The 3,209-nt window shown below is 66.0% G+C and carries 3 protein-coding genes; all 3 read right to left on the reverse strand.

Annotation, left to right across the window (positions count from 1 at the left end):
• Window positions 1-230: porin (locus tag L6Q67_RS23175; protein ID WP_296575755.1), on the reverse strand; the 230-nt coding region annotated here is incomplete at its 3' end.
• 344 nt (window positions 231-574) lie between these two features.
• The gene (locus L6Q67_RS23180; RefSeq protein ID WP_296575758.1) at window positions 575-1,255 is read right to left on the reverse strand and encodes a c-type cytochrome; all 681 of its coding nucleotides are present in this window, start codon (window positions 1,253-1,255) and stop codon (window positions 575-577) included.
• 116 nt (window positions 1,256-1,371) lie between these two features.
• Window positions 1,372-3,039, reverse strand: a complete 1,668-nt coding sequence (locus L6Q67_RS23185; protein ID WP_296575761.1) for a PQQ-binding-like beta-propeller repeat protein — start codon at window positions 3,037-3,039, stop codon at window positions 1,372-1,374.
• Window positions 3,040-3,209: the final 170 nt, after the last annotated feature.

Consider the following 3,209-nt stretch of genomic DNA (forward strand, 5'->3'; position numbering starts at 1 on the left):
CGGTCGCCCTTGAAGCCCAGCACCGACTGGCGCAGGCCGCTGGTTTCCATGGAGGTCTTGCTCTTGCCGTCGGGGTCGGTCTTGCTCTGGTAGAGCAGGCCCGCGTCGATGATGCCGTAGATCGCCACATTGGTTTCGGCCAGCGCCGGCGCCGACACGGCCGAGAGCAGGAGTACCGCGCAGGCACTGCGCCGGAGCGGAGTGCGCGGTATGGATGAGTGCTGAATCATGAATGTCTCCTCTTGTTTTTTCATTCCGGAATCCCAACCCGGAACACCGAAACTCCGCTGACCTGAAATAGCCAGCGGCAAGAGGCCCTCTGCAATTAGTTTGCCAGGGCTGCAATTCCCGCCATTGCAGGAGGAAACCTCTCTGCAAATACGAGAATAAGGAGACAGATGTATCGAACGACCTGAGACGACGGAGACAGACGTCTCCAAATAAGGGCTGCCACGGGGCGAAAATTGAATCCGCCGCCCCGTCAGCTCAGCCCCTGGCCAATTCGATGAATGCGCGTGTGTTTTTGTGCGTGTGGAAAGCGCTCCGCTTTGTGGTCAGTGGGGATGCACAGCCATCAGGGCTGCTGTTTGCCCAGGTATTGCAGGTAGGCCACCAGCTCCCAGATCTGTTCATTGGTGAAGGCGCTGCCCCAGGGCGGCATCACGTCGGCACCCTGGCGGCCCTTGTAGATCGTCTCGTAGGCCAGCTCGGCCGGCAGGTCGGTGCGCCCCTTGAAATCGGGGGCTCGGCCGCCGACCCCCTCGAAACCGTGGCAGTAGCCGGCGCAGGTCTTGGCAAAGCGGCGCTTGCCGGCGGCGATGCGGGTCTCGTCGTTCAGGTCGAAGGGCGCCAGCGGCCCGGCGGCGTGCTGGCCGGCGGGCGTGGCGGCCAGCAGCTTGACGTAGGCGGTGAGCTGGCCGATCTCGGCGTCCTCGAGCACGGTGCCCCAGGGGGGCATGGCCTTGTCGCCGTGCTTGCCGTGGATGATGCGGTCGCGGATGCGCGCTTCGTCCAGATCGGCCCGGCCGGCGAGCTTGGGTCCGTAGCTGGCGGTGGTCCCGGCGGGCGCTACGCCGGCCCCTTCGGTGCCATGGCAGCTCACGCACAGTTTGTCGAAGCGGCTCTTGCCGGCCGACAGGCGGGCCTTGCCTTCGTCGGCGGGTGGTCCCACCGCCAGGCTGGCACAGGCAAAGGCGGCGCCGATGAGAAGTGCGGCGGGGCGGAAGATGCTGCGGAGTCCGTTGGGCTTTTTCATCTTGTTCTGTCCATCCTTGAAAAAGAAGGGTGCAGCGCGTGGAGGTTGCGCCGCACCCGGAGAACAGCACGACCCGCCGCGTCCGGCCTGGTCGTGCCGCGGAGCAAATGCGGTGCTTACTCGAGGGTGAAGCCGATCAGGGCGGCGCCGCCGGGCAGATCCTTGATCTGCGGGAAGGCGCCAGCCAGGAAGCCCGGGGCGTGGGAGCCGAGGCCGGTGGGAATCACGATGTACTGCTTGCCCTTGACGGCGTAGCTCACCGGGCCGCCACGGGCGCCGGAGCCGGCGTTGAAGCGCCACAGCTCCTTGCCGTTGTCGGCGTCGTAGGCATACAGGCGCCCTTCCATGTCACCGGTGAACACCAGCCCGCCGGCGGTGGTCAGCACGCTGGACAGGGGCGGCAGCTCGTAGCGGATGCTCCACTTCACCTTGCCGGTGAGGGGGTCACGGGCATCCAGGCGGCCGTCGGGCTTCTTGCCATTGGGTGGCGGCACCAGCTTGATCTCGTCGATCCCCAGCGACAGGGCCGAGATGGCGGTCAGGTTGGACGGATCATCCTTGCCGGAGACCACCTCGTTGCACACCTCCATGGCGTGGGAGTACCACAGGCCGGTGCCCGGGTTGTAGGCGCCGTGGTTCCAGCTGCGGGCCCCGAGCAGGTTGGGGCACAGCAGCTCGCGCTTGCCCGGCTGCGGGCGGCGCGGCTCGATGAGCTCGCCGGTCTTGGGGTCGATGCCCTTGGCCCAGTTCATGTTCTCGGCAAACTGCCAGACGTTCTCCAGGCCGCCGTCCTTCTTGTCCATCACGAACACGAAGCCGCTCTTGTTGAGGTGCACGATCACGTCCTTGCCGTCCTTCTTGACCAGCAGGGCCTCGTAGGCGGAGTCGAAATCCCAGGTATCGTGGGGGATCTCCTGGCGGTGCCACCGGAGCTTGCCGGTCTTGGGGTCGATGGCCAGCAGGGTGGCGGTGTACTTGTTGTCACCCTCGCGGCCCGGGGTGTAGTAGTCGGGCGCGGCGTTGGAGGTGCCGATGTAGATGGTGTCGCTGCTCTCGTCGTAGGTGCCGGGCATCCACGCGGAGCCGCCGCCCACCTTGCCGCTGTCGCCGGGCCAGCTGGCCGGGTCGTTCTTGATCACGTCGAAGGTCCACACGGGCTTGCCGGTGTCGGCGTTCACCGCGTAGATCTTGCCCGCGATGGGCTGATCGCCACCCGTGGTGCCGCCGAACAGCACGTCACCGGCCAGCTGGGGCGGGGCCGAGAAGAGCGCGCCGTACTGGGTCTTCGGGTCGGTCAGCTGGGTGCTCCACACCTCCTTGCCGGTCTTCTGGTCGAGGGCGATGAAGCGGCCGTCGAGGCTGCCGATGAAGACCTTGCCACGGCCCACGGTCACACCCCGGCTGGCAGAGGCATAGAAGGCCTGCTTGGCGATGGGGTTGAGCTTGGCGGTGTAGTGCCACAGGGTCTTGCCGGTGGCGGCATCCACGGCCCAGGCGTTGTTGTCGGCGGAGATGTAGTACAGCACGCCATCCACCACGATGGGCGTCGCCTGCAGGCCGTGGGTGATGTTGCCCGGCTGGTGGATCCACGCCACCTTGAGCTTCTTCACGTTGCTCTTGTTGATCTGGGTGAGCGGGCTGTAACGCCAGGCGTTGTAGCTGCGGTGGTACTGCGGCCAGTTGTCCGGGTCGGCATAGCCGGGGCGGGTTTCAGCGGCAAAGACGGTACCGGCAATCAGCAGGGCACCGGCACAGGCGGTCAGGCGCATCGGGGCGAATTTCATGTTGATCTTCCTTTGAAGGCTACGGAGCGCGAAGGGCAAGCGGCTCAGAAAGTGAAGTTGATACCGGCGTTGAGCAGGGTGGAGGTGGTGCCGACGGCGGGGATGCCGGCGGCAACGATGCTGGTCTTGATGGTGGCGCCGTCCTCGGCATCCACGAAGGCCGCCTGCAC

The sequence above is a fragment of the Zoogloea sp. genome, from assembly GCF_023150065.1.
In the GTDB taxonomy this organism is placed as follows: domain Bacteria; phylum Pseudomonadota; class Gammaproteobacteria; order Burkholderiales; family Rhodocyclaceae; genus Zoogloea.